We start from the raw sequence: 25,908 nt of genomic DNA, 5'->3' as shown, positions 1-25,908 counted from the left end.
CAACAGGTCGTGACGCCCTCGCGTCGCTTTCAACTATCAGGAATCATCATGACTATCGAAGACAACACCGCAGCGCATCCCAAGCAGATGGAACCGATCATGCAGGACAATCTGCTGATCAACTTCACCACGGAGTTTCACCGGATCTGGAGCACCAACGGTTCAAAAGCAAAACCCGCCACGTTCTGGCGCCCCACCCCTGCTCCGGATGCATTGCCAGGCTACTTTCCGCTGGGCGATGTGCTCATTCCCGGCGACACCAGTATCAATGGCGAAATGGTCGCCGCCGTGGTCTGCGAGAAAGATATGAAAGGGGCCGTAAGCCCTAACGGAAAGGCACTGGCCCGCCCTGTCGATTTTGAACTGGTCTGGAAAGAAACCGGAGCGCCGAGTGTCACGCGCATGTCGATCTGGCGACCTTTGGCCCCTGTCGGTTACGTCGCATTGGGGCTGGTGTGCTCCAACGATCACTACAAACCTTCGTTGAACTCGGTACGCTGCGTCAGGCTCGACCTGGTTATCGCAGCGAACGTCGGCGAGCTGATCTGGAATGACAAGGGCAGCGGTGCCAAGCTCAGTTTCAGCGCCTTTGGCATCGAACCGTCGACTGCCGCCGCAGGCGACATCCATTTTGCACCCGGCACCTTCGTGGGCGTCCAGGGCTACAGCAAGCCTGCTGCGCCTTCAACGGCTTACGGCTTGCGCATGCAAATCCCGCTGCAAGTCAGCGCATCGCCGCAAATTCCAACCCTCACCGGCTACGCGAAGCCCGCCGCACGCGAACCCGCCACAGTCACCCAGATTGCCCGGCTGCCATGGTTTGCAGTGCGAGATCATGTTCATTCCGGCGAACAATTTCGCAATTCGCCCTACTACGAACTGAAAAGAACTGACGAATACGTGCTCATTGGTCACGAGCACAATGAATCGGACAAGTATCGGGCCGTCAAATGGACCGCGCCACGTTCGCAAAACGCGGTGACGATGCGTATGTTCCATCGTTTTACCGCCATTGAAATCGTCAAAGCCTGGCCGACCGTGCCTCTCAGTGATATCCGCATTACAAAATTCTCAGCCTGCCTGCCGAAGACTTTGACCCACACCGAAACGTCTTCCAGCGGCTGGAACGAGCTAAGACCTCAAGTGGTGATTGTCATGGCGCCGGAGCAAACCGCCGTCGCGGTTTATCAGCTGCAGAGCCATTACGAATTGGTACGGGAAGACGGCACTCAAGTGGCGGTCGACTTTGGTTACACCGATGATTCCAGCGTTCTGTTGACGCAATATCCGCCGGAATCCGTCGAGGTCGTCAGTGGGTGCCCGCCACTGACGACAGACACCCCGGCAGCACCGCACATCGATGACGCCAACGCTAGCGCGCAGCAATCACCGGACCTGGCTGTCGCTATAGATAGCGCGCCATGATTTCGTCGACCACACCTTCCTTGCGCAACTGATCCAGCGCAGCCTGAAGCCTGGCGACGACTTCGTCGGAGACATCTTTGTTCAGCGCCAGGTACAACTCGGCACTGTTGAAGCGCAGCACGGTCTTCAGGCCGGTGACCCCATCCTGCCGAGCCAGATAGCGCCCGGCAGGATCGCCGGTAGCCCACAGATCAATCTGTCCATTGACCAGTTTCTTCGCGTTGTCCTGATCGCGCAGCACCACAATCGGCTTCAGGCCTTGTTTGGTCAGTGTCTCGGCAATTGCGTCGCCCTTGTAGGCACCGACCTTGTACTTGCGCGCGTCATTGAGGGTTTCCAGGGTGATCTTGCTGTCAGCCTTGGCCAGCATGATCCAGTCATCAGGACCGATGGGGCCAACCCATTTGAAGAGTTTTTCGCGGTCCGGCAAGCGCGCCATCACAAAGGCGCCATAACCGGGGTTTTCCAGCGCGAGCTTATAGACACGCTCCCATGGAAAACGCAGGGTCAGGCTATAGGTGACGTCGGCACGCTTGAACATCTCGCGCACGATATCGGCGGCGATGCCATTGATGTTCTCGCCTTTGGCGAAGTTCTTGCCATCTTTCGCCATGTTGTACGGCGGGAAATTTTCGGTGAGGAGCACCAGATCGGTGTCGGGACTGGTTTCGGCGCGGGCCGTGTTGATGAACAACATCGAGGCGCTGGCGAGAACAAGAAGCAGGCGTTTGATCATGTCGGGCTACCGGAATCCATGGCGTGCCCAAGAGTGCCTTGGGTGCGCCATGGTGTCCACTGGCCTGTATCGATTTTGAGCTTAGCGCATCACGATGCCGCGTTTGGCCATGTAGGCCTTGGCTTCCTGAACGGTGTATTCGCCGAAGTGGAAAATACTCGCCGCCAAGACTGCGCTGGCGTGGCCTTCGAGGATGCCGTCGGCCAGATGCTGCAAGTTACCGACACCGCCGGAAGCGATCACCGGAATGCCCAGCGCATCGCTGATAGCGCGGGTGACACCGAGGTCGAAGCCGTTTTTCATGCCGTCCTGATCCATGCTGGTCAGCAGGATCTCGCCAGCGCCGAGGCCTTCCATTTTCTTCGCCCACTCAACCGCGTCGAGGCCGGTTGGCTTGCGCCCGCCGTGGGTGAAGATTTCCCAGCGCGGGGTTTCGCCCGGGCCGGAGACCTTCTTCGCATCGATGGCGACAACGATGCATTGCGAGCCGAAATGCTGCGCGGCTTCGCCGACGAACTCAGGGTTGAACACCGCCGCGGTGTTGATCGACACCTTGTCCGCGCCGGCATTCAGCAGATTGCGAATGTCTTGCACGGTACGCACGCCACCGCCGACAGTCAGCGGGATAAACACCTGGCTGGCCATGCGCTCGACGGTATGCAGCGTGGTGTCGCGGCCATCGACGCTGGCGGTGATGTCGAGAAAAGTAATCTCGTCGGCACCCTGCTCGTCATAACGACGGGCAATTTCCACCGGGTCACCGGCGTCGCGGATGTTTTCGAACTTCACACCTTTGACGACCCGGCCGTTGTCCACGTCCAGGCAAGGGATGATGCGTTTGGCCAGCGCCATGGTCAGTCCTCAGCCTTTGTACGAATCGCAGAAAGCTTGCGCTTCGGCGACGTCGAGGGTGCCTTCGTAGATCGCCCGGCCAGTGATGGCGCCGATGATGCCTGGCGCCTTGGCGTCGAGCAGCGACTTGATGTCACCCAGATTGTGGATACCGCCGGAAGCGATCACCGGGATCTTCGTGGCAGCGGCCAGCGCAGCGGTAAACGGCACGTTGCAACCCTGCATCATGCCGTCTTTGGCGATGTCGGTATAAACGATCGAGGAGACGCCATCGGCTTCAAACTGCTTGGCCAGATCAATGACCTGCACGGTGCTGATTTCAGCCCAGCCATCGGTGGCGACGAAACCGTCTTTGGCATCCAGACCGACGATGATCTTGCCCGGGAACGCGCGGCAGGCCTCAGCGACGAAGGCCGGATCTTTAACGGCTTTGGTACCGATGATCACGTAGCTCACGCCAGCCTTGACGTAGTGCTCGATGGTTTCCAGCGAACGGATGCCGCCGCCGATCTGGATCGGCAAAGTCGGATAGCGCTTGGCGATCGCGGTGACCACTTCGCCGTTGACTGGCTGGCCTTCAAAAGCGCCGTTCAGATCGACCAGATGCAGACGGCGGCAACCGCCCTCCACCCACTTGGCAGCCATGCTCACCGGGTCATCGGAGAACACTGTGGAATCTTCCATGCGGCCCTGGCGCAGACGTACGCAGGCACCGTCTTTAAGATCGATAGCGGGAATAATCAGCATCTGGCAAACCTTCAAATTTGAATGTTCAGCTTGGCTCGGAAATCAGTTTTTCTCGAGCGCCCACAGGTCGCTTTCGATGCTTTCAAACCGCTCTTTGAGGTGGGTCTGCACATCGAAAATCGCCCTGTTGTAATAGTGCGGAGCAATTTCGCGGGTAAACAGCTCAAGAATTTCCGCCGCTTCGAACGAACCCAGATCGAGTTCGAAACGGTCTTCCATGAACCGCTGAATCTTGCGATTGGCCTCGTTCTCCTGCTCGGGAGTGAGGGTCAGGATCGGCGGTTTGGACTTCTTGGCAGCCATTTACCAGCGACCGTCCCACGCGGCGAAGTTCTGCAGCAATTGCAGGCCATGGGTATGGCTCTTCTCCGGGTGGAACTGCACGGCGAAACGCGAGCCATCGGCCAGCGCCGCAGCGAAATCGACACCGTAATGACCGCCGCCGACCACCTGCCGCGCGTTAGCGGCAGCGATGTAGTAGCTGTGCACAAAGTAGAAACGCGCCATGTCGGGGATGTCATGCCACAGCGGGTGGCTGACCTTCTGCTTAACTTCGTTCCAGCCCATGTGCGGGACTTTCAGGTGCTCGCCGTCTTCATGCAGGTCTTTGCCGAAGAACTTCACCGCGCCCGGGAACAGGCCGATGCAGTCGACGCCGTCGTTCTCTTCGCTGGTGTCGAGCAAGGCTTGCATGCCGACACAGATGCCGAGAAACGGACGATCCTGACTGACTTCCCGCACCAGCGAGTCGAAGCCGAGGCGACGGATCTCTGCCATGCAATCGCGAATTGCGCCAACACCGGGGAACACCACACGGTCAGCTTCACGAATCACCGCCGCATCGCTGGTGATCAGCACTTTACCGGCGCCGACGTGCTCGAGGGCTTTGGCCACCGAGTGCAGGTTGCCCATGCCGTAATCGATAACTGCAACCGTCTGCATTACAGAACGCCTTTGGTCGATGGCATTTGCCCGGCCATGCGCTCATCCAGCTCGACGGCCATGCGCAGCGCGCGGCCGAAAGCCTTGAACACGGTTTCGATCTGGTGATGAGTGTTGGTGCCACGCAGGTTGTCGATGTGCAGGCTGACCAGCGCGTGGTTGACGAAGCCTTGGAAGAATTCCTGGAACAGGTCAACGTCGAAACCACCGACGGTGGCGCGGGTGTACGGCACGTGCATCTGCAGGCCTGGACGACCGGAGAAGTCGATGACCACGCGCGACAGCGCTTCATCGAGCGGCACGTAGGCATGACCGTAGCGACGGATGCCTTTTTTATCGCCAATGGCTTTGGCAAATGCCTGGCCGAGGGTGATACCGACGTCTTCCACCGTATGGTGGTCGTCGATATGCAGATCGCCCTTGCATTCGATATCCAGGTCGATCAACCCGTGACGGGCAATCTGATCCAGCATGTGCTCAAGAAAAGGAACACCGATATCAAATCGGGCCTTTCCGGTGCCATCAAGGTTGATCGAGGCTTTGATCTGGGTTTCCAGAGTGTCGCGCTCGACAGACGCCTTACGTTCGGCCATCACCAGCTCCGCAAAATCATTGGGCGAAAAAGGCAGCCATTATAGGCACGCGGGGCCGAAACAGAAACACGAGAGGTGAGATGGCTGACGGATAGAACGCCCGGCTGTCGCGGGTAGACATGTCCATACAAGCCATTACAGGTACCCCAAAAACGACTGTAGGAGTGAGCCTGCTCGCGATGAGGGCCTGACTATCAACATTTCTGTGACTGTCAGACCGCTATCGCGAGCAGGCTCACTCCTACAGGGGTACTGCGTTTTTACTTAGTGAAACAGTACCGCCGTCTTCTGCAGGGTCACCCACACACCCCACGCCAACGGAATACCCACCACCAACCACGCAGCAATTGCCAGCGGCTTGCTGCCCGGCGCGGCTTTCCACTCCAGAACCGTGCTGGCATCAGCACCCTTGTCGTGGCCCAGCGCCTGTTCGGCAGCCAGTTCAGCGTCGGTCATGAAGTACTTGTCGGCCACCGGACGCACCAGCAGGTTACACAGGAAGCCCAGCACCAGCAGACCGGCGAGGATGTACAAGGTGATGTCGTAAGCGGCAGCGCGTTCAACGCCGATGCTCAACTGATATTCACGCAGGTAGTTCACCAGCACCGGGCCGAGCACGCCAGCGGCAGCCCAAGCGGTCAACAGACGACCGTGGATCGCGCCGACCATTTGCGTACCGAACAGGTCAGCCAGATAAGCCGGCACAGTGGCGAAACCGCCGCCGTACATCGACAGAATGATGCAGAACGCCGCCACGAACAGCGCAACGTTGCCCAGATGGCCCATGTTCGGAATCAGCGCATACAGGGCAAAACCCAGCGCAAAGAATACGAAGTAGGTGTTTTTACGACCCAGGTAGTCCGAGAACGAAGCCCAGAAGAAGCGACCACCGATGTTGAACAGGCTCAGCAGACCGGTGAAGCCGGCAGCAATCGCCGCGATCGAAGCCAACTGGCCGGCATCGAGCTGGCCAAACGGCACATCAACACCCAGCAGTTTGCCGCCGAACACTTCCTGCAACAGTGGCGAAGCCATGCCGAGGATGCCGATACCGGCCGATACGTTCAGGCACAGCACCAGCCACACCAGACGGAATTGCGGGGTTTTCCACGCCACATTCACGTGCACGTGACGGTGGGTGATCATCGAGTTCGAGGCTTTCTTCGCCGGAGCGGTCCAGCCTTCAGGCTTCCAGCCGGTTGGCGGCACGCGGTAAGCCAGAGCGCCACCAATCATGAACACGAAGTAGATCGCGGCCATGGCCACAAAGCTTTGCCAGACACCGACACCGGTTGGCGAAGCGAAGTGGCTCATCAGCGCAGTCGCCAGCGGTGCACCGACCATCGCGCCGCCACCGAAGCCCATGATTGCCATACCGGTGGCCATGCCGCGCTTGTCCGGGAACCACTTGATCAGGGTCGAGACCGGTGAGATATAGCCCAGGCCGAGACCGATACCACCGATCACGCCGGAACCGATCCACATCAGCCAGATCTGGTGGGTATAAATACCCAGCGCCGAGATCAGCAGACCGCCACACCAGCACAGTGCCGATACCACGCCAGCCTTGCGTGGCCCTGCGTGTTCCAGCCAGCCACCCCAGATCGCTGCCGAGCAGCCGAGGAAGATGAAGAACAGCGTGTAGATCCAGCCGAGCATGGAGATCGGCCAGTCGCATTGCGACGAGAACACTTGTGCGATGAAGCTCATGTCCGGTGCGCAAGCCACCGGAGCGGTAACGCCCAGCGCCTTGGACAGCGGCAACCAGAACACCGAGAAGCCGTAGGCCATGCCGATGCACAGGTGGATGGCCAGAGCGGCCGGTGGAACCAGCCAACGGTTGAAACCGGGCTTGGCGATGATGCGTTCCTTGGACAGGAACGCGGGCTGATCGGCTTTGAAGCCGTCCGCCGTGATGCTCGTGCTCATTGTGTATCCCCCAATTATTAGTATGGTTCGCCAGCCACTGTTCACCCCCGGCCTTTATGCACGCAGGCATGACCGTTTTTTTGGGTGAAGCTCCTTGAAGGCGCGACGTTAAGTCGCAGAAGGACGGACGAACGGGCGAAGGTTACCATTTGCACGTGACAGAAAAACCAAACTGATATCACCTTTTTTATGTCATCTGTTCTCGTACCACTCAGGAAAGCGCCATGCCGATCATTGTCCAAGCCCTGGAAGACGCCAGTTATCAGGATCAGCAGGATTTGCAGAAGATTTATCGCGATGCGCCAGAATGGCTGTTCGCGCCATTTTCCGAGGAGGCTGACCTGATTGAAGGTGCCCTCGCGGACGGTTCTTTTATTGCTGGCCGCTTCAACGACCGCTTGCTGGGCGCCGGCATTCTGCAAAGGCATCAAGACGTCTGGTACTTGTCCCATTTATGCGTGCGAAAAGTTACCCGTCGCCGTGGGGTCGCCGAGAGACTGGTGAACCAAGCGCAGAAAATGGCGTCGCAAGCGGGGGCTGAACTGCGCTTGCTGGCCCCTGTGGAACATCCCGAGGCGCAAGCACTCGCCGCCAGGTTGCAGATACCGCTGGACGTCCTGGCAACATGACGTCACAACGAACCGGGCAATTGCAGCGCTATACTCCCCGGCTAAATTACGAATTCGACTAACTACAAGGACTCGCCCATGAAAGCGTTCGGCAAAATCCTGGGTCTGGTACTTCTCGGGCTGTTGCTGATCATTGTGGCGGCAGGTTTTGCCCTGACCCACCTCTTCGATCCCAACGATTACAAAGACGAGATCCGCCAGATAGCCCGTGACAAGGCCCACATCGAGCTGACGCTCAATGGCGATATCGGCTGGAGCCTGTTCCCGTGGCTTGGCCTGGAATTGCACGAGGCCAGCGTCGCCACCCTGGTCAAACCTGCCGAACCGTTTGCCGATTTGCAGATGCTCGGTCTGTCAGTGCGGGTGCTGCCGCTGCTGCGCCGCGAAGTGCAGATGAGCGATGTGCGCGTCGAAGGCCTGAACCTGCGCCTCAACCGCGACAAGGACGGCCACGGCAACTGGGAAGACATCGGCAAGGTGCCGGCCCCGGCCGGAGCAACGCCGCCAGCCGCTACTGCAGGCCAACCGGCCAGCGAAACCCCTGTTGCGGTGGAAAAGCCACCACAGCCGATCCGCCTCGACATCGATAGCCTGACCGTCAACAACGCCCGCGTTGAGTACAACGACGAGAAGACCGGCAAGCAGTTCAGTGCCGAGAGTATCCAGCTGAGCACCGGTCCGGTTCACGACTCGACCAATATTCCGGTGAAAGCCACTGCCTTCCTCGGCACCAACCAGCCGGTTCTGCGCGTGCGCACCGAACTCACCGGCGAGTTGCGCATCGAGCGCGCCCTGCAACGCTACAAGTTCGAGGATATGAAGCTCTCTGGCGAACTGGCTGGCGATCCGCTGCAAGGCAAGACCATGACCTTCGCTGCCCAAGGTCAATTGTTACTGGATAAAGCCGCGAACGTCGCCGAATGGACCGGCATCAAGATTTCCGCCAACCAGTTGCGCGCGCTGGGCGAACTGAAAGCCAACGACCTCGACAAGACTCCGCAGATCACCGGCGGTATCTCCATCGCCCAGTTCGATCTGGCGAAGTTCGTCGACAGCATCGGTCAGAAACTCCCGGCCATGGCCGAAGGCAGTCTGAGCAAGGTCGAACTGGTCAGCCGCGTGGCGGCCACGCCAAGCAGCGTCGCCTTCGACAACATCAACCTGAAACTCGACGACAGCAGCTTCAGCGGCCGCATCGCTGTCGAAGACTTCGCCAAGCAATCGCTGCGCGCCGTGCTCAAGGCTGACACGTTCAACGTCGACCGCTACCTGCCGCCGAAATCGGCGCAAGCCAACAGCGCCACACAAGTGCGTCAGGCCGAAGTCGCCAGCACCGAGGCCGATGCCATGGCCGGTGCTGGCTCAACGCCTCTGCCGGACAAACCGAGCAAAACCGCCTGGAGCACCGAGCGCCTGTTGCCGGTTGAACGCCTGGCCAAACTCGACGTGGACGCCGACCTGACCTTCGGCCAGTTGACCCTCGACAAATTGCCGATTCAAAACGCCGCACTGAAAGCCACCGGCCAAGGCGGCTTGCTGACTCTGACCAACCTGAGCGGTGAACTGTACAACGGCGGCTTCGCAGCCAACGGCACACTTGATGTGCGCCCGAACGCGCCAGTAGTGAATCTGCAGACCAGACTCAATCGCGTGCCTGTAGAAAAAATTCTCGAGAGCCAAGGCAAGAACCCGCCCGTCAAAGGTCTGGTGACCCTCACCAGCAACGTGACCGGCAGCGGCAATAGTCAGCAGGCATTGATCGACACGCTTAACGGCAACGCCAGTTTTGTGATCAACAACGGCGTGCTGCTCAACGCCAACCTTGAGCAGCAATTGTGCAAAGGCATCGCCACGCTTAACCGCAAAACCCTCAGCGGCGAGCCACGCGGTAAAGACACGCCGTTCCAGGAACTCAAGGGCAACCTGACCTTCCGCAACGGCATCGCCAGCAACCCGGATCTGAAAGTGCGCATCCCCGGCATGACCGTCAACGGTGATGGCGACATCGACCTGCGCGTGCTCGGCATGGACTATCGCGTCGGCATCATCGTCGAAGGCGACACCAGCGCCATGCCGGATCCAGCGTGTCAGGTCGGCGAAAAATTCGTCGGTGTCGAATGGCCGCTGCGCTGCCGTGGCCCGCTGGAGCTGGGCGCCAAGGCTTGCCGCGTCGACAACGATCGCCTCGGTCAGGTCGCGACCAAACTGGCCGGCGACAAGCTCAGTGAAAAGATCGACGAAAAACTGGGTGACAAAGTCAGCCCGGAACTGAAAAACGCATTGAAGGGGCTGTTCAAGCGATGAGAGCGGAGCAGTTTTCCACGGCGGTGCTGGATTGGTTCGACCGCCACGGCCGCCACGATTTGCCTTGGCAGCAAGACATCAACCCGTATCGGGTGTGGGTGTCAGAGATCATGTTGCAGCAAACCCAGGTCAGCACCGTGCTCAATTACTTCGACCGTTTCATGGCCGCGTTGCCAACGGTTGAAGCGCTGGCCGAAGCGCCGGAAGACGAGGTGCTGCACCTGTGGACTGGGCTGGGTTACTACACCCGCGCGCGCAATTTGCAGAAGACCGCGAAGATTGTCGTCAGCCAGTACGGCGGCGAGTTTCCGCGTGACGTCGAAAAGCTCACCGATCTGCCAGGCATTGGCCTGTCCACCGCTGGCGCCATTGCGAGCATCAGCATGGGCCTGCGCGCGCCGATTCTCGACGGCAACGTCAAACGCGTGCTGGCGCGCTTTACTGCGCAAGAGGGTTATCCCGGCGAGCCGAAGGTCGCCAAACAGCTGTGGGCCAACGCTGAGCGCTTTACGCCGCACGATCGGGTCAACGCCTACACCCAGGCGATGATGGATCTCGGCGCCACACTCTGCACGCGCAGCAAGCCGAGTTGCCTGCTGTGCCCGCTGGAGCGTGGTTGCGAAGCGCACATGCTCGGCCTCGAGACCCGCTACCCGATTCCCAAGCCGCGCAAAACCATCCCGCAGAAGCGCACGCTGATGCCGATGCTCGCCAACGGCGAAGGTGCAATTCTGCTTTACCGTCGCCCTTCGAGCGGTTTGTGGGGCGGCCTGTGGAGCCTGCCGGAACTCGATGACCTCGACGATCTGCAACATCTCGCCGCTCAGCACTCGCTGACCATGGGCGAGCAGCAGGCGCTGCCAAGCCTTGTCCACACGTTCAGCCATTTCCAGCTGTCCATCGAACCCTGGCTGGTTCAGGTACAGGAGGCCGCCCATCACGTGGCCGAGGCCGACTGGCTCTGGTATAACCTCGCCACCCCGCCGCGCCTGGGCCTCGCCGCCCCGGTCAAAACCTTGCTCGAACGCGCGGCCGCCGTCTTGAATGCAGGAGAGTCGCCATGACCCGCACCGTAATGTGCCGCAAGTACAAAGAAGAATTGCCCGCGCTGGAACGCGCCCCTTTCCCGGGCGCTAAAGGTCAGGATATTTTTGACCACGTCTCGGCCAAGGCCTGGGCTGACTGGCAGAAACACCAGACCCTGCTGATCAACGAAAAGCGTCTGAACATGATGAACGCCGAAGACCGCAAATATCTTCAGGGCGAAATGGACAAGTACTTCTCCGGCGAGGAATACGCCAAGGCCGAAGGCTACGTTCCGCCCGCAGAGTAAACCCCGCAAAATCGGGGGTCGGATCGTAAGCGACGGAATTAATTTAAGAAATTTTAAAAAAGTCGTTGACGTAAATCCGAAAAACCCTTTTAATGCGCCCCGTTGCCCAGATAGCTCAGTCGGTAGAGCAGGGGATTGAAAATCCCCGTGTCGGCGGTTCGATTCCGTCTCTGGGCACCAAATACCGAAAACCCTGAATCGCAAGATTCAGGGTTTTTTTATGCCTGCGATTTGCTGAGCCACACCTCACCCCTCTCCCAGTGCTTTTGCTGGCCATTATTTTGATGTTAGGCTCCGTCAGCTTTTTACGGCAGGTCATTGCTGACTGTCGAAAATAATCGCCGCGTACTTCAGTCCTGATGACCGGCATTTAACGCATTACTCAAATAACGCACTCCGCGCCCCGGAACCCTCGGAACCTACTGAGGTTATTGCTGGCAGCAGGAGAGTTGCGTCTGCGAGCAGGATCGCTCGCAGAACCAAGCCCCCTCAGAAAGTTGTCATGGAGGACAAGACCTCAGCGCAGGTCATCTGCTGTTGTTTCAACTGTCAGGCAAGCGACAGCAAACACTGACCCGGCATTCAACACTTGTTTGAACTGTCGCGTCACAGCGCCCTGTGCCCTCGCGAAAAAATCAAACCTGTATCAACTCGCCCACGTCCGGATCTGTGCGTGCGCTCGGCACGCATTGCATCATCGAAACAGCCAACAGCTCCCACAAAAAAATACAAAGGGAGCCGATACGACAGGGATGTAAACAATGACCGAAGTCCTACAACACACTTATAAAACCGTTGAGTCTTTAGTTGAACAGGAAGTCAGAACTTTCAGTTTTGATACGCAACAAGCAACGCTGCTGCACACCTTCTCTGAAGAACTGGCAGCCATCGGCGGGCCACAAGCCGCAGGCGCAAAGTCCAAAGCCTCGCTGGCAGCGACTGAGTTGAAGTTTTCGTTTTCCAAGGATCAATGCGAACTGCTTGGCGCTTATTCCGACGGCCTGGTTTCCCTGCTGATTTTTGAGGGGATGCAAAAAGTCACCGACACCAGCCCTCCGGATGAACTGCCCGACCTGGCCGCTCTGGAGAATCGTCACGACGTACTGTGTCTGGCGGCACGTAATCAGATTCTGTTGAAACTGGTGGATAACAGCTCCTTTGCCTACGACATGGACAACGAAGGCAAACTGGTCCGTCTCGTCGCCAACTTCAAGGGCGGTGGACTGACCAAAATCAATGACGAACCGGAAATCAAAGAACTCAGCTCCCATTCCGGTCTCGCCCTCGGCCCGCACACCGAAGCGCCGTACTGGTGCGCTGTGAACGCGCAAGACGGGCATTCGCCCTCGCCATCGTCGTTGATCCTGTCGGCGCTGTGGAATCCAGGCCTGGAGCCCACCTCGGTGATTCCGTTGCCGCCCCTGCTGGACGAAATCGGCGTCACCGGATGCCTCGCACTCACAACGGGCAGCTTCCAGTTCACCCGCAGCGACTCTTTCGTCAACGGCAAGGGCGAAGACGGTCGTAATGTTTCGATTCTGGAGTTCGATGACAACGTCGGATTCGCCGCGCGATTCAACTCGTACCGTTTTTCCGTCAACGACAACGCCTCGGACTTTGTCAAAGAGGCTTATTCCGCACTTTGCCAAAGCGTGGGTAGAGCAACACCGGTTCAATACACACTGACGCAAGAGTCGGCCATGGTGATCAATAACGTCCGGGCCCTGCATTGTCGCGATGTCATCAAAGACAATCGACGTGTATTGGTGCGCATCTTCGGTCTGTCGAAGTACTCGTCCCCGATTGTCATTTCAGACGATCCGCTGCTGATACAGGGCTGAAACTCGCTGTACGCAAAGCTGTTGAATGGCCAGTCATGTAAATGGCTGGCCAATAACTATAAAAGGGAAAATGTAATGGCTTGGGATGTAATTGGCATGTTGGCGCTCGTGGCTTTTTGCGCCGGTTTTTTTGATGCGATTGCCGGGGGTGGCGGTTTGATTACTTTGCCTGCCTTGTTTCTGGCCGGCGTCGACCCGATCAGTGCGATTGCTACAAACAAGTTTCAGGCCGCGTCGGCGACTATTTCGGCCACGGTCACTTTTGCCCGCAAGGGCATGATTGAATGGCGGGAGGGGCGCTTTCTGGTTATCTGCGCATTCCTGGGGGGCGCCAGCGGGGCACTGTTGGTCAGTTCAATTGATAAGCGCTATCTGGAAGTGTGCGTGCCCGTCATGCTTATTCTGGTGGCGATCTACTTCGCGCTCTCGCCGAAACTGGCCAATGAGGATCGACGCAAACGAATCGGCATTCTGCTGTTCTCGTTCACCGTGGCACCGATCCTGGGCTTCTACGACGGCATTTTCGGTCCGGGTGTAGGTTCATTCTTCATCGTCGGTTTCGTGCTGCTTTGCGGGCTTGGCATGATGCGGGCCATGAGCTTCACCAAATTGGCCAACGCGTCGTGCAACCTGGGTTCGCTGTCAGTCTTCATCACCAAAGGCGTGATCATCTGGCCGATCGCGATTGCCATGGCGCTGGCAGCCTTCCTCGGCGCACAACTGGGCGCAAGAGCGGCGGTCCGGGTCGGCCCACGCTTGATCAAACCCATGTTGATCGTGGTCTGCTGCGCCTTGGCGATCAAACTGTTGAGCGTGGAGACCAATCCATTGCGTGTTGCAGTCCTGCACACCCTGGCGGCCCTGTGATCAATCGGTTGGCGCTGACCGGCGCGTCTCGACCTCAGTCTCGATTGCAGTTCGACGAGGCGCCAACCGGCCCTGAGTTTTTCTTTGCGCAAACCTTCGCCGGCTACCAACTGGAAGGTCGCGTATTGGCCGGCTCCGCCGCAGAAGCGTCAACGCCAAAGGTGCTAGCCATTCACGGCGCCCGCTCTGACTATTCGCGACTCAACGCCATCCTGTATCCCTTGCAGGCGCAGGGAATAGCCAGCCTGAGCTTCAATCTTTCCGGCCACGGTCCCGACACCGACGTTGCCCTTGAAGACACTTCACTGACGCACAACCTTCAGGAGGCTTTGCAGTTTGCCGGTCATCTTGGCGGCGAACTCAACACCGTGATCGGTCACAGTCTGGGCGGTGCACTGGCGCTCAAGGTGGCGCAAGCGCATCGCGCTTCAGTCAGGCGCATCGTGCTGTTCTGTCCCGCCCTGTATGCGGAGGCAGCCTGGCAGCAACCGTTTGGATCACCCTTTAAAAACGCCATTTCGGTGCCTCACGGTTTTCTCGATTCGCCATCGCTGGATTTCCTGCGTACGTTCGACGGGAAGGTCTTGCTGGTGATCGGCGAATACGATGGCCTTCGATCAACCGCGTTTGGCGGGATTCCCGGTACGTCTGCCGGGACGCAGCAAATGGGCGCGCGCGTGATCAATAGCGTCATTCCCTATGAGGTCATCGAGGCCATTGAAAAGAGTCTGGATCCCCATCAGTTCAGAAAAATCGTACTGCCGGGGTGCGACCACGCTGTATCAACGTGGCTCAGGGAAAACCCGCCGCGCGCAGCGGAATTGGCGAGCGAGATAGCGCAGTTCATCAATACCGGAAACAGGTCCCAAGCGTCATGAATCAAAGGAAAACCCGCATCCCCCTGCCCCACCCGCCGCCCTATCGCCCAAGTCGTGTGACTTACTGGCTGACTGTTCTCGTTGCTCTGCTGATCACTTTAGCCATCGGGTTGTCGATCTGGATGCTGGTCGACAGCTGGATCAGCGGCTCTATCACCACCAATAACCGCGGCCCGCGCAGCACTTACACCCTGGCCCAGCAACCGCAGCAGTTCTGGTTCGAGTTTGTCTGGCAGAGCGTTGGCACAGTGTTTCTGCTGGCAGTGGGTGTGTTCGGCGTGTGGATCTATCGCAAGGCTCAAGAGCCCGTGCACACGCCGAAGAGCAAGCGCCGCGCAAAGAAAACCTAAAGCGTATTGATGTAATCGATCGGCAGCAGAACCGTATCCACCGCGGCATCCACTGGCAGAGATACGACGGTGATGACCGGGCAGACAATCATCATGTAACAGACGATCGCCGCCGGCATGCCATCGCTACCACCGCCACGCACACCCAGCAGGTGAAGGTTGCCATCAACCCCTCGGTAATACTGGGCATCGGACAAACCGTCATTCAAACGCCCGATAAACGTTCCACAGCCGGTCAACTGCAATACCAGGCCGATGACACAAACAACACGCAAAATCCCTTTCAAACCAGCGCTTCCTTACATCACAAAACAGGAGGCGCGGGATTGTACCTGCGCCTCGACTTTGCAATCACACCCATCGCTATCCAGCGTCATTCCAGTGGAACACCAGATTGCGCGCCGTGCCGCTGCCAACGTCGGTCACATCATGCCGCGTTTCGCCTTTGCGCGTGGCTACCACCGTGTACTTGCCGGGTGGTAGTTGCACGTATACCAACGGGCCCGTCTGGTTAAGCGTCAGTATGGTTTGCCCTGGTGACTTTTGAATCATCACATCGACATCAGCGGTGTACTCGTCTTGCGCGCCCACAGCGAACGTCATGTGCAGGTTGTAACCGCCGGTTTGTTGAATGGCCTTCGCCTCATCCTCACCAATCCCGCCGGCCAGATAAGCGATGCCGTTCTGTTGTTGCTGCTGAACTTGCACCCCGGCACTGTCGATGGGTTCAAGACTGGCTGCCTGCAACATCACCGGGAACAGCAATGCGGCGACGGCGGCGATGGGCAGCATGAATGAAAGAACGCGTTTCATGATCACGACTCCCGGGTTCTTGTAGAACCCAACCATTACTCCTTTTAGATTTTGCGTATCGGGGCGGGTTTTAGATTGTTTGGAACTTGGCGCGTGTACGAAATGGACTACAGACCATGACTCTCTGACGCCTCTTTCAGCGGCAACGTCCTGCAACATCAATCCCTTCTTCCGTCCCAGTTAACCGGCTCGCCCGACATACCCACGCGGCGACTCTTGGCATGCTTTGACGCCTGTATCCAACGATGTGGAAGAGCCGATGAGCCCGCTAAAACCTGCAGACACGCAAGACCCGAAAATCGATTCGTTGCTGGGGGAGCTGGGCGAACTGATTCGCCAGGCGCGGCAAAAAGTGCTGCGTGCGGTGGACACGATTCAAGTGCAGACCTGCTGGCAGATCGGCAGGCATATTGTCGAGTTTGAACAAGAGGGAGCTCAGCGTGCGGGCTATGGAAAACAGTTGCTCGTGTTGTTGGCGAAGGATCTGACGGCGCAATTCGGAAAGGGTTTTGACGCTTCCAACCTGCGTTATATGCGCCTCTTTTATCAGGCGTTTCCAATTCGTGACGCACTGCGTCACGAATTGAGCTGGACCCACTATCGTCGGCTTCTGGGCGTGACCAATGAAAAAGCACGCCACTGGTACATGGACGAATGCGCCAATCTGAACTGGTCAAGCCGCGCCCTCGACCGCCAGATCCTCACGCTCTACTACGAGCGGCTTCTCATGAGTCGCGACAAAGCCGATGTGATCGAAGAAGCCACCACCAACATCGAAGCGCTGAAATGCAACCCGCGTGAATTCATTCGTGATCCCGTCATGCTCGAATTTCTCGGTCTGCCCTCAGCAGGCAAGGTCAGGGAAAGCGGTCTCGAACAAGCTCTGATCGACCATCTGCAGGGCTTTCTGCTTGAGCTGGGCAAAGGCTTTTCCTTCGTCGCCCGCCAACAACGCATCAGTACCGACGGCGTCGATCTGTACATCGATCTGGTGTTCTACAACTACCTGCTCAAATGCTTTGTGATCATTGATCTCAAACGCGGCAAGCTCAGCGCCCGCGATGTCGGGCAGATGGACATGTATGTGCGCATGTACGACGAACTCATGCGCAGCGAGGGCGACAAGCCGACAGTCGGGATTATTCTGTCTGCCGAGAGCAACGACTCGGTGGCGCGCTACTCAATGCTCAAGGGCAATGAGCAACTGTTTGCCAGCAGTTACAAGACGATCCTGCCGAGTGAAGACGAGTTACGCGCGGAGCTCAATCGCGAGCAGGCGTTGATCGAAGAGCGCAGGCTCACTCAATCCACCGAGTAAAACTTGCGGATTGTTGCCGGGCGGCGCTGAGACTATCGTTGTCAGCTTACTCTTCAAGGTCGAGCGTCATGAGCTGTCAGGACACGCCCGCAAGGCAAGGCATGCAGTCAAGGTCGCCAACCTTGCCTGCTGAGCAAGGTGAGCATTTCAAAGAAGCTGCCGCCGACGGTTTTGCACTTGGCGGTTTCATCTGGCGTCATTCCTTGCCCGACTCGCAACGCCCGGTGGTCATCATCAACGCCGCTACTTCCGTGCGCTGCCGCCACTACTCGCGCTTTGCGGCTTACCTGTTTGCCAACGATTTCGACGTGATGACTTACGATTACCGCGGCATCGGCGAATCACGATCCGCGTCGATCAAAGGCTTGAACGCCTCGTGGACAGATTGGGGCGCACTGGATTTCGAAGCGATGCTCAAACGCGCGCAACGAGAGTTTCCCGGTCAGCCGATTGATGTGGTCGGCCACAGCTTCGGCGGTTGCGCGGCAGGTCTGGGCGAATCCGGGCGGGTTATCCGACGGCTGGTCATCGTCGGTGCGCAGTTCGCCTACTGGCGCGATTACGCGCCCGAACATCGCTGGCGCATGTTCGGCAAATGGCATGTGGTGATGCCGTTGCTGACGCTGTTCTGCGGCTTCTTCCCCGGCAAGCGACTCGGCTGGCTGGAAGATACGCCGACCGGCGTTGTACGCGACTGGAGCACGCCTGCCGCGCGTTACGAACAGCGCCCAAGTGGTCGCGCGCTGATGAAAAAGACCGGCGCCCTGCCCTTCGCCAATGTCCGCGCGCAGATTCTGGCCATCAGCATCAGCGACGATCCCTACGGCACCATTCCAGCCATCGAACGCCTGCTCGGCTACTTCAGCAACGCGACAAAAACCCACCTGCGCATCGAACCGCAGGACATCGGCGAACAACAAGTCGGACATTTCGCCTTTTTTCGCAGCGCATACCAAGCCACACTATGGCCCATCGCTCTGACCTGGCTGCAAACCGGCGCACTGGCCCCCGACACACCCGGGCGGCAAGTCCCGCGCAGCTGAGCCCTCTCAACGCACGACGGAACACATCATGGCCTCCGCCAACAAGCAGCAGAAACGCGCCACCCGGGCCAAAGCCAAGGCCAAGCAAAACCGCACCAAACGCGCTGAAACGCCGGTCGAACTGGACCCGAACGACGACCGCATCGACTTCGAATCGGTGGACCTGACCGAGCTGTTCAAGAAAATGATCGACGCCGAGAAGATCAGCCAGCAAGCGCTGTGCAGCGCATTCCTCGAAGACCCGCTGCTGGAGCTGGTCTACGAACAGGAAGGCGAAGAAGGCGCGATGGATTTCATCCTCGCCGCACTGATCGAGTATCGCCAGTGGTCGCAGGAAACCGACGAGGCCGGCGCGCTGGCGTGGATCGAATCCCCGGCCTTCCAGGCCGACTATGTAGCGGCGTCCGACGCGATCGCCGCGCAAACCCAACAGAAGAACTGAGTTCCCATGGCATCCCTGAACAAGCAACAGAAACGCGCCAAACGCGCCAAGGCCAAAGCCAAGCAAATCCGTATGGTCGGCCGCAAGCCGCTGGAGCAGGACGAAGACCTCGACCACCTCGCCGAGCCGATCCCGGAATACACCCTGGCGATGTTCAGCAAAATGCGCGACGCCGAAGCCATCAGCCGCAACGAGATGCTGCTGACCCTGCTGCGCGAACTGGCGTTCGTCATCGTTGACCATCCAGAGTTGCTGGACATGGAAAACGCCGACAACGAAGGCATGGCCGCCACTCACCTGGCCGCCGACATGCTGATCGACTACCGCATGTGGTCCGAAGGCGTAACCATCGAAGAGGCCCAGGCCTGGCTGAGCGAACCGCAGTTCATCACCGATTTCGGGGTTGCGCTGGATGCTTATGGCAAGTCGGTGGAAGCACAGGAAGACAAGAGCGAATAAACATCGCTCACAAACAAAAACGGCCGCTTGTCATCACTGACAGCGGCCGTTTTGCATTACGCGTAACGGATCAGTTCAACACCACCGCGCCACGTTTTTCCAGCTTGCGACGGCGTGCTACCAACAAACCGGCTGCCACCACCATCAGACTCAGCAAACCAGTCGCGAGGATCTCTACGCGATGCGCTTCCTGGAACAGCATGATGGTCAGGGCCGCGACGATGAAGATGATCACCGCGTAGGTCAGGCCTGGGAACAGCCACATGCTGAAAACGATTTTCTCGCCGCGCGCCATGCGTTGTTTACGCATACGCAGTTGCGAGAACGCGATCACCAGGTACACCAACAGTGCGATCGCACCGGAGCTGGCCAACAGGAATTCGAATACCGCCGCCGGGGCCACGTAGTTGGCGAAGGTGCACAGGAATGCCGCGCCGGTGGACAGCATTACGGCCCAGTAAGGCGTACCACTTTTGTTCACCCGTGTCGCCATGGCCGGTGCATCGCCACGCTTGCCGAGGGAGAAGAGCATGCGCGACGAGGTGTACAGCGCCGAGTTCAGGCAGCTGGTCACCGCGACCAGTACCACGATGTCGACGATCATCTTGGCGTTCGGGATGCCCATGCGCTCAAGCACGGTCTGGTAGGAGCCGAGGTTGGCCAGCGTAGGATCGTTCCATGGCACCAGGGCCACAACGATGAAAATCGATACGAGGTAGAACAAACCGATCCGCCAGATCACCGAATTGGTGGCCTTGGAGATTTGTTTGCCCGGGTTCTTCGATTCCGCGGCCGCGATGGTCACGATTTCGGTACCCATAAAGGAGAACATCGTGGTCAGAATCGCGCCCAGTACCGCGCCCATGCCGTTTGGCAGGAAGCCGCCGCTGTCGAACAGGTGCGAAACGCCGCTGACCTGACTGTTCGGCAGGAAGCCGAAGATCGCCGCCAGACCGAGGATGATGAAGCCGATGATCGCCAGCACTTTGATCAGCGCGAACCAGAATTCGAACTCGCCGTAATTCTTTACGCTGAACAGGTTGGTGACAGTCAACAACAGGGTGATGACCAGCGCAAACGCCCAGATGCCGACATCAGGGAACCATGCGTGCAGGATGGTTGCGGCGGCGTTGGCTTCCAGTGGAATCACCAAGACCCAGAACCACCAGTACAACCAGCCGATGGTGAAACCGGCCCAGTGCCCGATGGCACGGTCGGCGTACGTCGAGAACGAACCGGTGTCCGGCGAGGCAACAGCCATTTCGCCGAGCATGCGCATCACCAACACCACCAGGGTACCGGCGGCGGCATAAGCCAGCAGCACGGCAGGGCCGGCGGCAGCGATGGCGTGGCCGGAGCCAACGAACAGACCGGCGCCGATTACACCGGCGATCGACAACATGGTCACATGACGCGGTTTGAGCCCCTGTTCGAGGCCATTGGAGCTTGGGGTACTGCTCATCGAAACTACCTTTGCGAGGAAAGCGATTCAGTCCGTCCTGCCTGGTGTGTTCTTTCTCGTAAAAAGAAACCAACAGGGCGTTCCGGATTCTGCACGCAATAAATGCGCCAAAATGTTTCAAAGTCTTCTGGCTCGGGGCTTTGCGCACGACCGGACAGTCATCGCAAGTCCTTGAGATTAATGGCTATTCGCCAGAGCGTTACCCTGCGACTCACTTTCAAGACGAATTGGCGCACCAGAAACACACTGAAAAAGTGTGTGATGCACAATAAAAGGGCGAATCAGGAACGTTCGGCCGGATAGCGCTTCCAACACCCCGCCAAAGCTGGCAACATCGCGCCTTTTTTTACGCGACACCCACGGGTTTGCACGATCAAACACCCGTTCGGTTGTTGATGGGGCGACAGTCTGCTGTGCCGATGCGACAACCTGCCACATGCCACCCGTTAACCGCTCGTAGCGCTGTTGGCTGCCATTGAAACGCTATGCTAGCTTGGCCGCCTCGCCAGGAAGGCCATCCAACAGCTGGAGCGCAACATATATGAGGAACGCACATGGCTGAGGCCACGCCCGCGCTTGAAATCCGCAACTTGCACAAACGCTACGGACAGCTTGAGGTGCTCAAAGGCATCTCGCTGACCGCCCGCGACGGCGATGTGATCTCGATCCTCGGTTCCTCCGGTTCCGGCAAGTCCACGTTCCTGCGTTGCATCAACCTGTTGGAGAACCCGCACCAGGGCCAGATTCTGGTGGCCGGTGAAGAACTCAAGCTCAAGGCCGCCAAGAATGGCGAACTGGTTGCCGCCGATGGCAAACAGATCAACCGTCTGCGCTCCGAGATTGGTTTTGTGTTTCAAAACTTTAATCTGTGGCCGCACATGAGCATCCTCGACAACATCATCGAGGCACCGCGTCGCGTGCTCGGCCAGAGCAAAGCCGAGGCGATCGAAGTCGCCGAAGCGCTGCTGGCCAAGGTCGGCATCGCCGACAAGCGCCACGCCTACCCGGCGCAATTGTCCGGCGGTCAGCAACAGCGCGCGGCGATTGCCCGCACGCTGGCAATGCAACCGAAGGTGATCCTGTTCGACGAACCCACCTCGGCGCTTGACCCGGAAATGGTTCAGGAAGTACTTAGTGTCATCCGCGCATTGGCCGAAGAAGGCCGCACCATGCTGCTCGTGACCCACGAAATGGGCTTCGCCCGTCAGGTCTCCAGCGAAGTGGTGTTCCTTCACCAAGGCCTTATAGAAGAGCAAGGATCGCCTCAGCAGGTGTTCGAAAACCCGCTTTCGGCGCGCTGCAAACAATTCATGTCCAGCAACCGCTAACGGAGCAACATGCATGCAGAATTTCAAGAAGGTCTTCCTGGCCGCCGCCGTCACCCTCGCGTTCAGCGCCGGTGCCATGGCTGAAACCCTGAAGATGGGCATCGAAGCGGCTTACCCGCCGTTCAACAATAAAGATGCCAGCGGTAACGTGGTCGGCTTCGACAAAGACATCGGCGACGCGCTGTGCGCGAAGATGAAAGTCGAATGCACTGTGGTCACTTCCGACTGGGACGGCATCATCCCGGCCCTGAACGCGAAGAAGTTCGACTTCCTGATCTCCTCGCTGTCGATTACCGAAGAGCGCAAAGGCGCGGTGGACTTCACCAACCCGTACTACTCGAACAAGCTGCAGTTCATCGCACCGAAAAACGTCGACTTCAAAACCGACAAGGACTCGCTGAAAGGCAAGACCATCGGTACCCAGCGTGCGACCCTGGCCGGTACCTGGCTGGAAGACACCTACGCCGACGACATCAAAGTCAGCCTCTACGACACCCAGGAAAACGCCTACCTCGACCTGACTTCCGGTCGTGTCGACGCGATCCTCGCTGACAAGTACGCCAACTATGACTGGCTGAAAAGCGACGCCGGCAAGAACTACGAGTTCAAAGGCGACCCGGTCGTAGAAAGCGACAAGATCGGCATCGCTGTGCGTAAGGGCGATCCACTGCGTGAGAAGCTCAACGCCGCGCTGAAGGAAATCGTCGCCGACGGTACCTACAAAAAGATCAACGACAAGTACTTCCCGTTCAGCATCTACTGATCCTGACCTGTGGGACCGGCGCCGTGATTGCACGGCGCCGGCTCCCGACTTTGCCTGCCGCAATTTGAACAGAACTCCATGATTATCGACCTCTACGGATTCGGCCCGGCCCTCGCTGCCGGCGCGCTGATGACCGTCCAACTGGCTCTCACCGCCCTGTGCCTGGGACTGGTGCTCGGCCTGCTCGGCGCCTTGGCCAAGACTTCCCCGTACAAGCCGCTGCAATGGCTTGGCGGCACTTATTCGACCCTCGTGCGTGGCGTCCCGGAATTGCTCTGGGTGCTGTTGATCTATTTCGGTACGGTCAACCTGATGCGCGCCCTCGGTGAGTTCTTCGGCAACCCCGACCTGCAACTCAACGCTTTCGCCGCTGGCGTGATCGCCCTGGGCCTGTGCTTCGGCGCCTACGCCACGGAAGTGTTTCGCGGCGCGATCCTCGCCATTCCCAAAGGCCACCGTGAGGCCGGCCAGGCCCTGGGCCTGTCGAAATGGCGGATCTTCACCCGGTTGATCATGCCGCAGATGTGGCGCATCGCCCTGCCCGGCCTGGGCAATTTGTTCATGATCCTGATGAAAGACACCGCGCTGGTCTCGGTCATTGGCCTGGAAGAAATCATGCGCCACGCACAAATCGGCGTGACCGTGTCGAAACAACCGTTCACCTTCTATATGGTCGCCGCGATCATGTATTTGGGCCTGACCGTGCTGGCGATGACCGGCATGCACTTCCTGGAAAAACGCGCCGCTCGCGGCTTTGCGAGGAGCGCTTAATGAACTGGGAAGTGATCATCAAGTGGCTGCCGAAACTGGCGCAGGGCGCAACCTTGACCCTGGAACTGGTGGCCATCGCCGTGATTGCCGGTCTGCTGCTGGCGATTCCGCTGGGCATCGCCCGCTCTTCGAAGCTGTGGTACGTGCGTTCGCTGCCGTACGCTTACATCTTCTTTTTCCGTGGCACGCCGCTGCTGGTGCAGCTGTTCCTGGTTTATTACGGCCTGGCGCAGTTCGATGCGGTGCGTGAAAGCGCGTTGTGGCCGTACCTGCGCGATCCGTTCTGGTGTGCGACCGTGACCATGACGCTGCACACGGCGGCGTACATCGCCGAGATCCTGCGCGGGGCGATTCAGGCAATTCCGCCGGGCGAGATCGAAGCGGCGCGAGCCCTGGGCATGTCGAAACCGAAAGCGATGTTCTACATCATCCTCCCGCGTGCCGCGCGCATCGGCCTGCCGGCCTACAGCAACGAAGTGATCCTGATGCTCAAGGCCAGTGCGCTGGCCAGCACCGTGACCTTGCTGGAACTGACCGGCATGGCGCGCACGATCATTGCCCGCACCTATCTGCCGGTGGAGATCTTCTTCGCGGCGGGCGTGTTCTATCTGCTGATGGCTTACGTGCTCGTGCGTGGCTTCAAGCTGCTGGAGCGCTGGCTGCGCGTCGATGCCTGCCAAGGGCGTTGATTCTTCCTACGTGCTGACGGGCGAGGACTTACTCGCCCGCTTCACGGCGCTGGATGCTTTTCTGACAACGCATCAGGCGTTATGGAAACCTCGGCCGTTCACTCACCGTTCTCTTGCCTGGGAAGCGTCCTGCCCGGAGTTAGCCTTGTGGCTACGCGGGCGCACTCTGGAAGACGCGGAAAACGCTCACAACCAACCTGCTGATCTTGTCGATGCGCCGGAGCCGTTTGCTTCATTGGCGGCTTTGTCGGCTGAGCTGAGCGCGGTCGGTGAGTTGCCGGGACATGCGCTGAAAGCTGCGGGCCATCGACTGAATGTCGATGTGCCGGGGCGCAAGTGGCAGCAGATCGAGGCGTTTGCCAGTCGATTGTCCTTTGCTTCGCAGCCGACGCACTGGCTGGATTGGTGCTCGGGCAAGGGTCATTTGGGGCGGCGCTTGTTGGGTTTGGGGCAGCAACTGACTTGCGTTGAATACGATCCGCTTTTGGTCGCCAGCGGTCAGGCATTGAGTCAGCGTCATCACCTCCATGCCTTGCACGTGGAACAGGATGTACTGGCGGCGAATGCCTCTGCCGTGTTGAGCGCGACTCACACGCCCGTCGCCCTCCACGCGTGTGGCGATCTACATGTTCGGCTGATGCAACTGGCCAGTGCTGCAGGTTGCCAGCAAATGGCGATCGCGCCCTGCTGCTACAACCGCATCAGTTGCAGCGAATATCAGCCGTTGTCCCACGCCGGACTGGCATCGCTCCTACAGCTCTCAGTCGAAGATCTGGCGCTGCCAATGAGCGAAACCGTCACCGCCGGAGCCCGCGTCCGACGTCAGCGTGACACCTCAATGGCCCGTCGCCTGGCCTTCGACCTACTGCAACGGCAAGTGCGCGGCGTCGACGAATACCTGCCAACGCCCTCCCTGCCCAGCGCCTGGCTGGACAGACCGTTCGCTGAATACTGTCGCGATCTCGCAGCGCTAAAAGAGTTATCCACAATCGGCTCGCCAGATTGGCCCGCACTCGAAGCAGCCGGTTGGCTGCGGTTGGCCGAAGTTCGCAACCTGGAATTGCTTCGCGGATTGTTCCGACGGCCACTTGAGCTTTGGCTGAATCTGGATCGGGCACTTTTCCTCGCAGAACAGGGATACGTCGTACGCCTCGGCACTTTCTGCGAGGCCCCCCTCACACCACGTAACCTGCTGCTGTTGGCCGAACGCGAATAATTCATCGACTTCCTGTGGATAACTCTGTTGATGAATTCTTCGTGGATCCAATATCCATGCCTGTTTCGAGCCCCTAACAGCACTGGTCATTTTTTGTTCACATTGATAAAAAACCAATAAAACAGGGATTTGCGAACAAAATGAGAACGCGTCCACAAATAACTGCCTAAGCATGGTC

Annotated in this window: 28 protein-coding genes and 1 tRNA gene; 19 read left to right on the top strand and 10 right to left on the bottom strand. The window is 58.6% G+C overall.

Translation table 11 applies throughout. The features are described 5' to 3' along the window. The first annotated feature begins 48 nt into the window (after window positions 1-48). The gene (locus AC3IUF_RS01660; RefSeq protein ID WP_414895007.1) at window positions 49-1,425 is read left to right on the top strand and encodes a Vps62-related protein; all 1,377 of its coding nucleotides are present in this window, start codon (window positions 49-51) and stop codon (window positions 1,423-1,425) included. On the opposite strand, the gene AC3IUF_RS01655 is transcribed toward AC3IUF_RS01660, so the two are convergent. The 7 genes from AC3IUF_RS01655 to AC3IUF_RS01625 all read right to left on the bottom strand — a co-directional run bounded on the left by AC3IUF_RS01655 (window position 1,406) and on the right by AC3IUF_RS01625 (window position 7,224). Then, window positions 1,406-2,161, bottom strand: coding sequence for a substrate-binding periplasmic protein (locus AC3IUF_RS01655; protein WP_007909212.1), 756 nt, complete (start codon window positions 2,159-2,161; stop codon window positions 1,406-1,408). The two genes, AC3IUF_RS01660 and AC3IUF_RS01655, sit on opposite strands and share 20 nt — an antisense overlap. Window positions 2,162-2,242: 81 nt before the next feature. Continuing rightward, the gene (hisF, locus tag AC3IUF_RS01650; protein ID WP_007909211.1) at window positions 2,243-3,013 is read right to left on the bottom strand and encodes an imidazole glycerol phosphate synthase subunit HisF; all 771 of its coding nucleotides are present in this window, start codon (window positions 3,011-3,013) and stop codon (window positions 2,243-2,245) included. Window positions 3,014-3,022: 9 nt separating this feature from the next. Next, window positions 3,023-3,760 (bottom strand): 1-(5-phosphoribosyl)-5-[(5-phosphoribosylamino)methylideneamino]imidazole-4-carboxamide isomerase, encoded by a 738-nt coding sequence (gene hisA / locus AC3IUF_RS01645; RefSeq protein ID WP_007909210.1) that lies wholly within the window; start codon window positions 3,758-3,760, stop codon window positions 3,023-3,025. Window positions 3,761-3,802: 42 nt separating this feature from the next. Continuing rightward, complete coding sequence (locus AC3IUF_RS01640; RefSeq protein WP_003220751.1) at window positions 3,803-4,063, bottom strand: DUF2164 domain-containing protein; 261 nt, start codon at window positions 4,061-4,063, stop codon at window positions 3,803-3,805. Beyond that, a complete protein-coding gene (hisH, locus tag AC3IUF_RS01635) occupies window positions 4,064-4,702 on the bottom strand; it encodes an imidazole glycerol phosphate synthase subunit HisH (protein WP_007909206.1) in 639 nt (212 codons plus the stop codon). After that, on the bottom strand, window positions 4,702-5,295 hold the full coding sequence (gene hisB / locus AC3IUF_RS01630; RefSeq protein WP_007909204.1) for an imidazoleglycerol-phosphate dehydratase HisB: 594 nt from the start codon (window positions 5,293-5,295) through the stop codon (window positions 4,702-4,704). Before hisB ends, hisH begins: the two co-directional genes overlap by 1 nt. 264 nt (window positions 5,296-5,559) lie before the next feature. Further along, entirely contained in the window at window positions 5,560-7,224 is a 1,665-nt protein-coding gene (locus tag AC3IUF_RS01625) for an OFA family MFS transporter (protein WP_489280185.1), read from the bottom strand. A 224-nt stretch (window positions 7,225-7,448) separates the two neighbouring features. Between AC3IUF_RS01625 and AC3IUF_RS01620 the strand changes: the two genes are divergently transcribed. The 9 genes from AC3IUF_RS01620 (at window position 7,449) to AC3IUF_RS01580 (ending at window position 15,426) form a co-directional block, all read left to right on the top strand. Continuing rightward, window positions 7,449-7,853, top strand: a complete 405-nt coding sequence (locus AC3IUF_RS01620; protein ID WP_489280183.1) for an acetyl-CoA sensor PanZ family protein — start codon at window positions 7,449-7,451, stop codon at window positions 7,851-7,853. Window positions 7,854-7,931: 78 nt separating this feature from the next. After that, complete coding sequence (locus tag AC3IUF_RS01615; protein WP_489280181.1) at window positions 7,932-10,157, top strand: AsmA family protein; 2,226 nt, start codon at window positions 7,932-7,934, stop codon at window positions 10,155-10,157. Next, a complete protein-coding gene (gene mutY / locus AC3IUF_RS01610) occupies window positions 10,154-11,221 on the top strand; it encodes an A/G-specific adenine glycosylase (protein WP_489280180.1) in 1,068 nt (355 codons plus the stop codon). Before AC3IUF_RS01615 ends, mutY begins: the two co-directional genes overlap by 4 nt. Beyond that, window positions 11,218-11,490, top strand: a complete 273-nt coding sequence (locus tag AC3IUF_RS01605) for an oxidative damage protection protein (RefSeq protein ID WP_016772129.1) — start codon at window positions 11,218-11,220, stop codon at window positions 11,488-11,490. Before mutY ends, AC3IUF_RS01605 begins: the two co-directional genes overlap by 4 nt. Window positions 11,491-11,594: 104 nt before the next feature. Continuing rightward, a tRNA-Phe gene (locus AC3IUF_RS01600) sits at window positions 11,595-11,670 on the top strand. Window positions 11,671-12,251: 581 nt separating this feature from the next. After that, window positions 12,252-13,331 (top strand): hypothetical protein, encoded by a 1,080-nt coding sequence (locus AC3IUF_RS01595; protein WP_489280178.1) that lies wholly within the window; start codon window positions 12,252-12,254, stop codon window positions 13,329-13,331. Window positions 13,332-13,406: 75 nt separating this feature from the next. Beyond that, window positions 13,407-14,198, top strand: coding sequence for a TSUP family transporter (locus tag AC3IUF_RS01590; RefSeq protein ID WP_007909181.1), 792 nt, complete (start codon window positions 13,407-13,409; stop codon window positions 14,196-14,198). Next, window positions 14,195-15,076, top strand: coding sequence for an alpha/beta hydrolase (locus AC3IUF_RS01585; protein ID WP_489280176.1), 882 nt, complete (start codon window positions 14,195-14,197; stop codon window positions 15,074-15,076). The genes AC3IUF_RS01590 and AC3IUF_RS01585 overlap by 4 nt, the downstream gene beginning before the upstream one ends. Further along, window positions 15,073-15,426 (top strand): hypothetical protein, encoded by a 354-nt coding sequence (locus AC3IUF_RS01580; RefSeq protein ID WP_007909177.1) that lies wholly within the window; start codon window positions 15,073-15,075, stop codon window positions 15,424-15,426. Before AC3IUF_RS01585 ends, AC3IUF_RS01580 begins: the two co-directional genes overlap by 4 nt. Here the strand turns inward: AC3IUF_RS01580 and AC3IUF_RS01575 are convergent. Next, the gene (locus tag AC3IUF_RS01575) at window positions 15,423-15,713 is read right to left on the bottom strand and encodes a YceK/YidQ family lipoprotein (protein WP_414895001.1); all 291 of its coding nucleotides are present in this window, start codon (window positions 15,711-15,713) and stop codon (window positions 15,423-15,425) included. The genes AC3IUF_RS01580 and AC3IUF_RS01575 overlap by 4 nt on opposite strands. 76 nt (window positions 15,714-15,789) lie before the next feature. Continuing rightward, complete coding sequence (locus tag AC3IUF_RS01570) at window positions 15,790-16,239, bottom strand: hypothetical protein (protein WP_007909173.1); 450 nt, start codon at window positions 16,237-16,239, stop codon at window positions 15,790-15,792. Between the two features lie 259 nt (window positions 16,240-16,498). Between AC3IUF_RS01570 and AC3IUF_RS01565 the strand changes: the two genes are divergently transcribed. The 4 genes from AC3IUF_RS01565 (at window position 16,499) to AC3IUF_RS01550 (ending at window position 19,501) form a co-directional block, all read left to right on the top strand. Next, window positions 16,499-17,557 carry a PDDEXK nuclease domain-containing protein gene (locus AC3IUF_RS01565; RefSeq protein WP_077570299.1) on the top strand — a complete coding sequence of 353 codons (1,059 nt, stop codon included), beginning with the start codon at window positions 16,499-16,501 and terminating at the stop codon, window positions 17,555-17,557. Between the two features lie 68 nt (window positions 17,558-17,625). Beyond that, window positions 17,626-18,600, top strand: coding sequence for an alpha/beta hydrolase family protein (locus AC3IUF_RS01560; protein ID WP_489280175.1), 975 nt, complete (start codon window positions 17,626-17,628; stop codon window positions 18,598-18,600). A gap of 28 nt (window positions 18,601-18,628) precedes the next feature. Then, complete coding sequence (locus AC3IUF_RS01555; RefSeq protein ID WP_007909170.1) at window positions 18,629-19,042, top strand: hypothetical protein; 414 nt, start codon at window positions 18,629-18,631, stop codon at window positions 19,040-19,042. Window positions 19,043-19,048: 6 nt separating this feature from the next. Further along, window positions 19,049-19,501 carry a hypothetical protein gene (locus AC3IUF_RS01550; protein WP_007909169.1) on the top strand — a complete coding sequence of 151 codons (453 nt, stop codon included), beginning with the start codon at window positions 19,049-19,051 and terminating at the stop codon, window positions 19,499-19,501. Window positions 19,502-19,571: 70 nt separating this feature from the next. On the opposite strand, the gene gabP is transcribed toward AC3IUF_RS01550, so the two are convergent. Continuing rightward, window positions 19,572-20,963, bottom strand: a complete 1,392-nt coding sequence (gabP, locus tag AC3IUF_RS01545; protein WP_007909168.1) for a GABA permease — start codon at window positions 20,961-20,963, stop codon at window positions 19,572-19,574. Window positions 20,964-21,517: 554 nt separating this feature from the next. On the opposite strand from gabP, the gene AC3IUF_RS01540 reads away from it, so the two are divergent. The 5 genes from AC3IUF_RS01540 to AC3IUF_RS01520 all read left to right on the top strand — a co-directional run bounded on the left by AC3IUF_RS01540 (window position 21,518) and on the right by AC3IUF_RS01520 (window position 25,730). After that, window positions 21,518-22,291 (top strand): ABC transporter ATP-binding protein, encoded by a 774-nt coding sequence (locus AC3IUF_RS01540; protein WP_007909167.1) that lies wholly within the window; start codon window positions 21,518-21,520, stop codon window positions 22,289-22,291. Between the two features lie 13 nt (window positions 22,292-22,304). After that, window positions 22,305-23,054: an ABC transporter substrate-binding protein gene (locus tag AC3IUF_RS01535; protein WP_007909166.1), complete on the top strand. Its 750-nt coding sequence runs from the start codon at window positions 22,305-22,307 to the stop codon at window positions 23,052-23,054. 78 nt (window positions 23,055-23,132) lie between these two features. Further along, the gene (locus tag AC3IUF_RS01530; protein ID WP_007909165.1) at window positions 23,133-23,825 is read left to right on the top strand and encodes an ABC transporter permease; all 693 of its coding nucleotides are present in this window, start codon (window positions 23,133-23,135) and stop codon (window positions 23,823-23,825) included. Beyond that, window positions 23,825-24,514 carry an ABC transporter permease gene (locus AC3IUF_RS01525; protein ID WP_007909164.1) on the top strand — a complete coding sequence of 230 codons (690 nt, stop codon included), beginning with the start codon at window positions 23,825-23,827 and terminating at the stop codon, window positions 24,512-24,514. The genes AC3IUF_RS01530 and AC3IUF_RS01525 overlap by 1 nt, the downstream gene beginning before the upstream one ends. Beyond that, complete coding sequence (locus tag AC3IUF_RS01520) at window positions 24,495-25,730, top strand: methyltransferase (protein ID WP_007950151.1); 1,236 nt, start codon at window positions 24,495-24,497, stop codon at window positions 25,728-25,730. The genes AC3IUF_RS01525 and AC3IUF_RS01520 overlap by 20 nt, the downstream gene beginning before the upstream one ends. The last annotated feature ends 178 nt before the right edge of the window (window positions 25,731-25,908 follow it).

This window comes from Pseudomonas sp. KH_040, assembly GCF_057839305.1.
The sequence above is the reverse complement of the archived record's forward strand: the minus strand, read 5'-3'. Positions and strand labels throughout refer to the sequence as shown.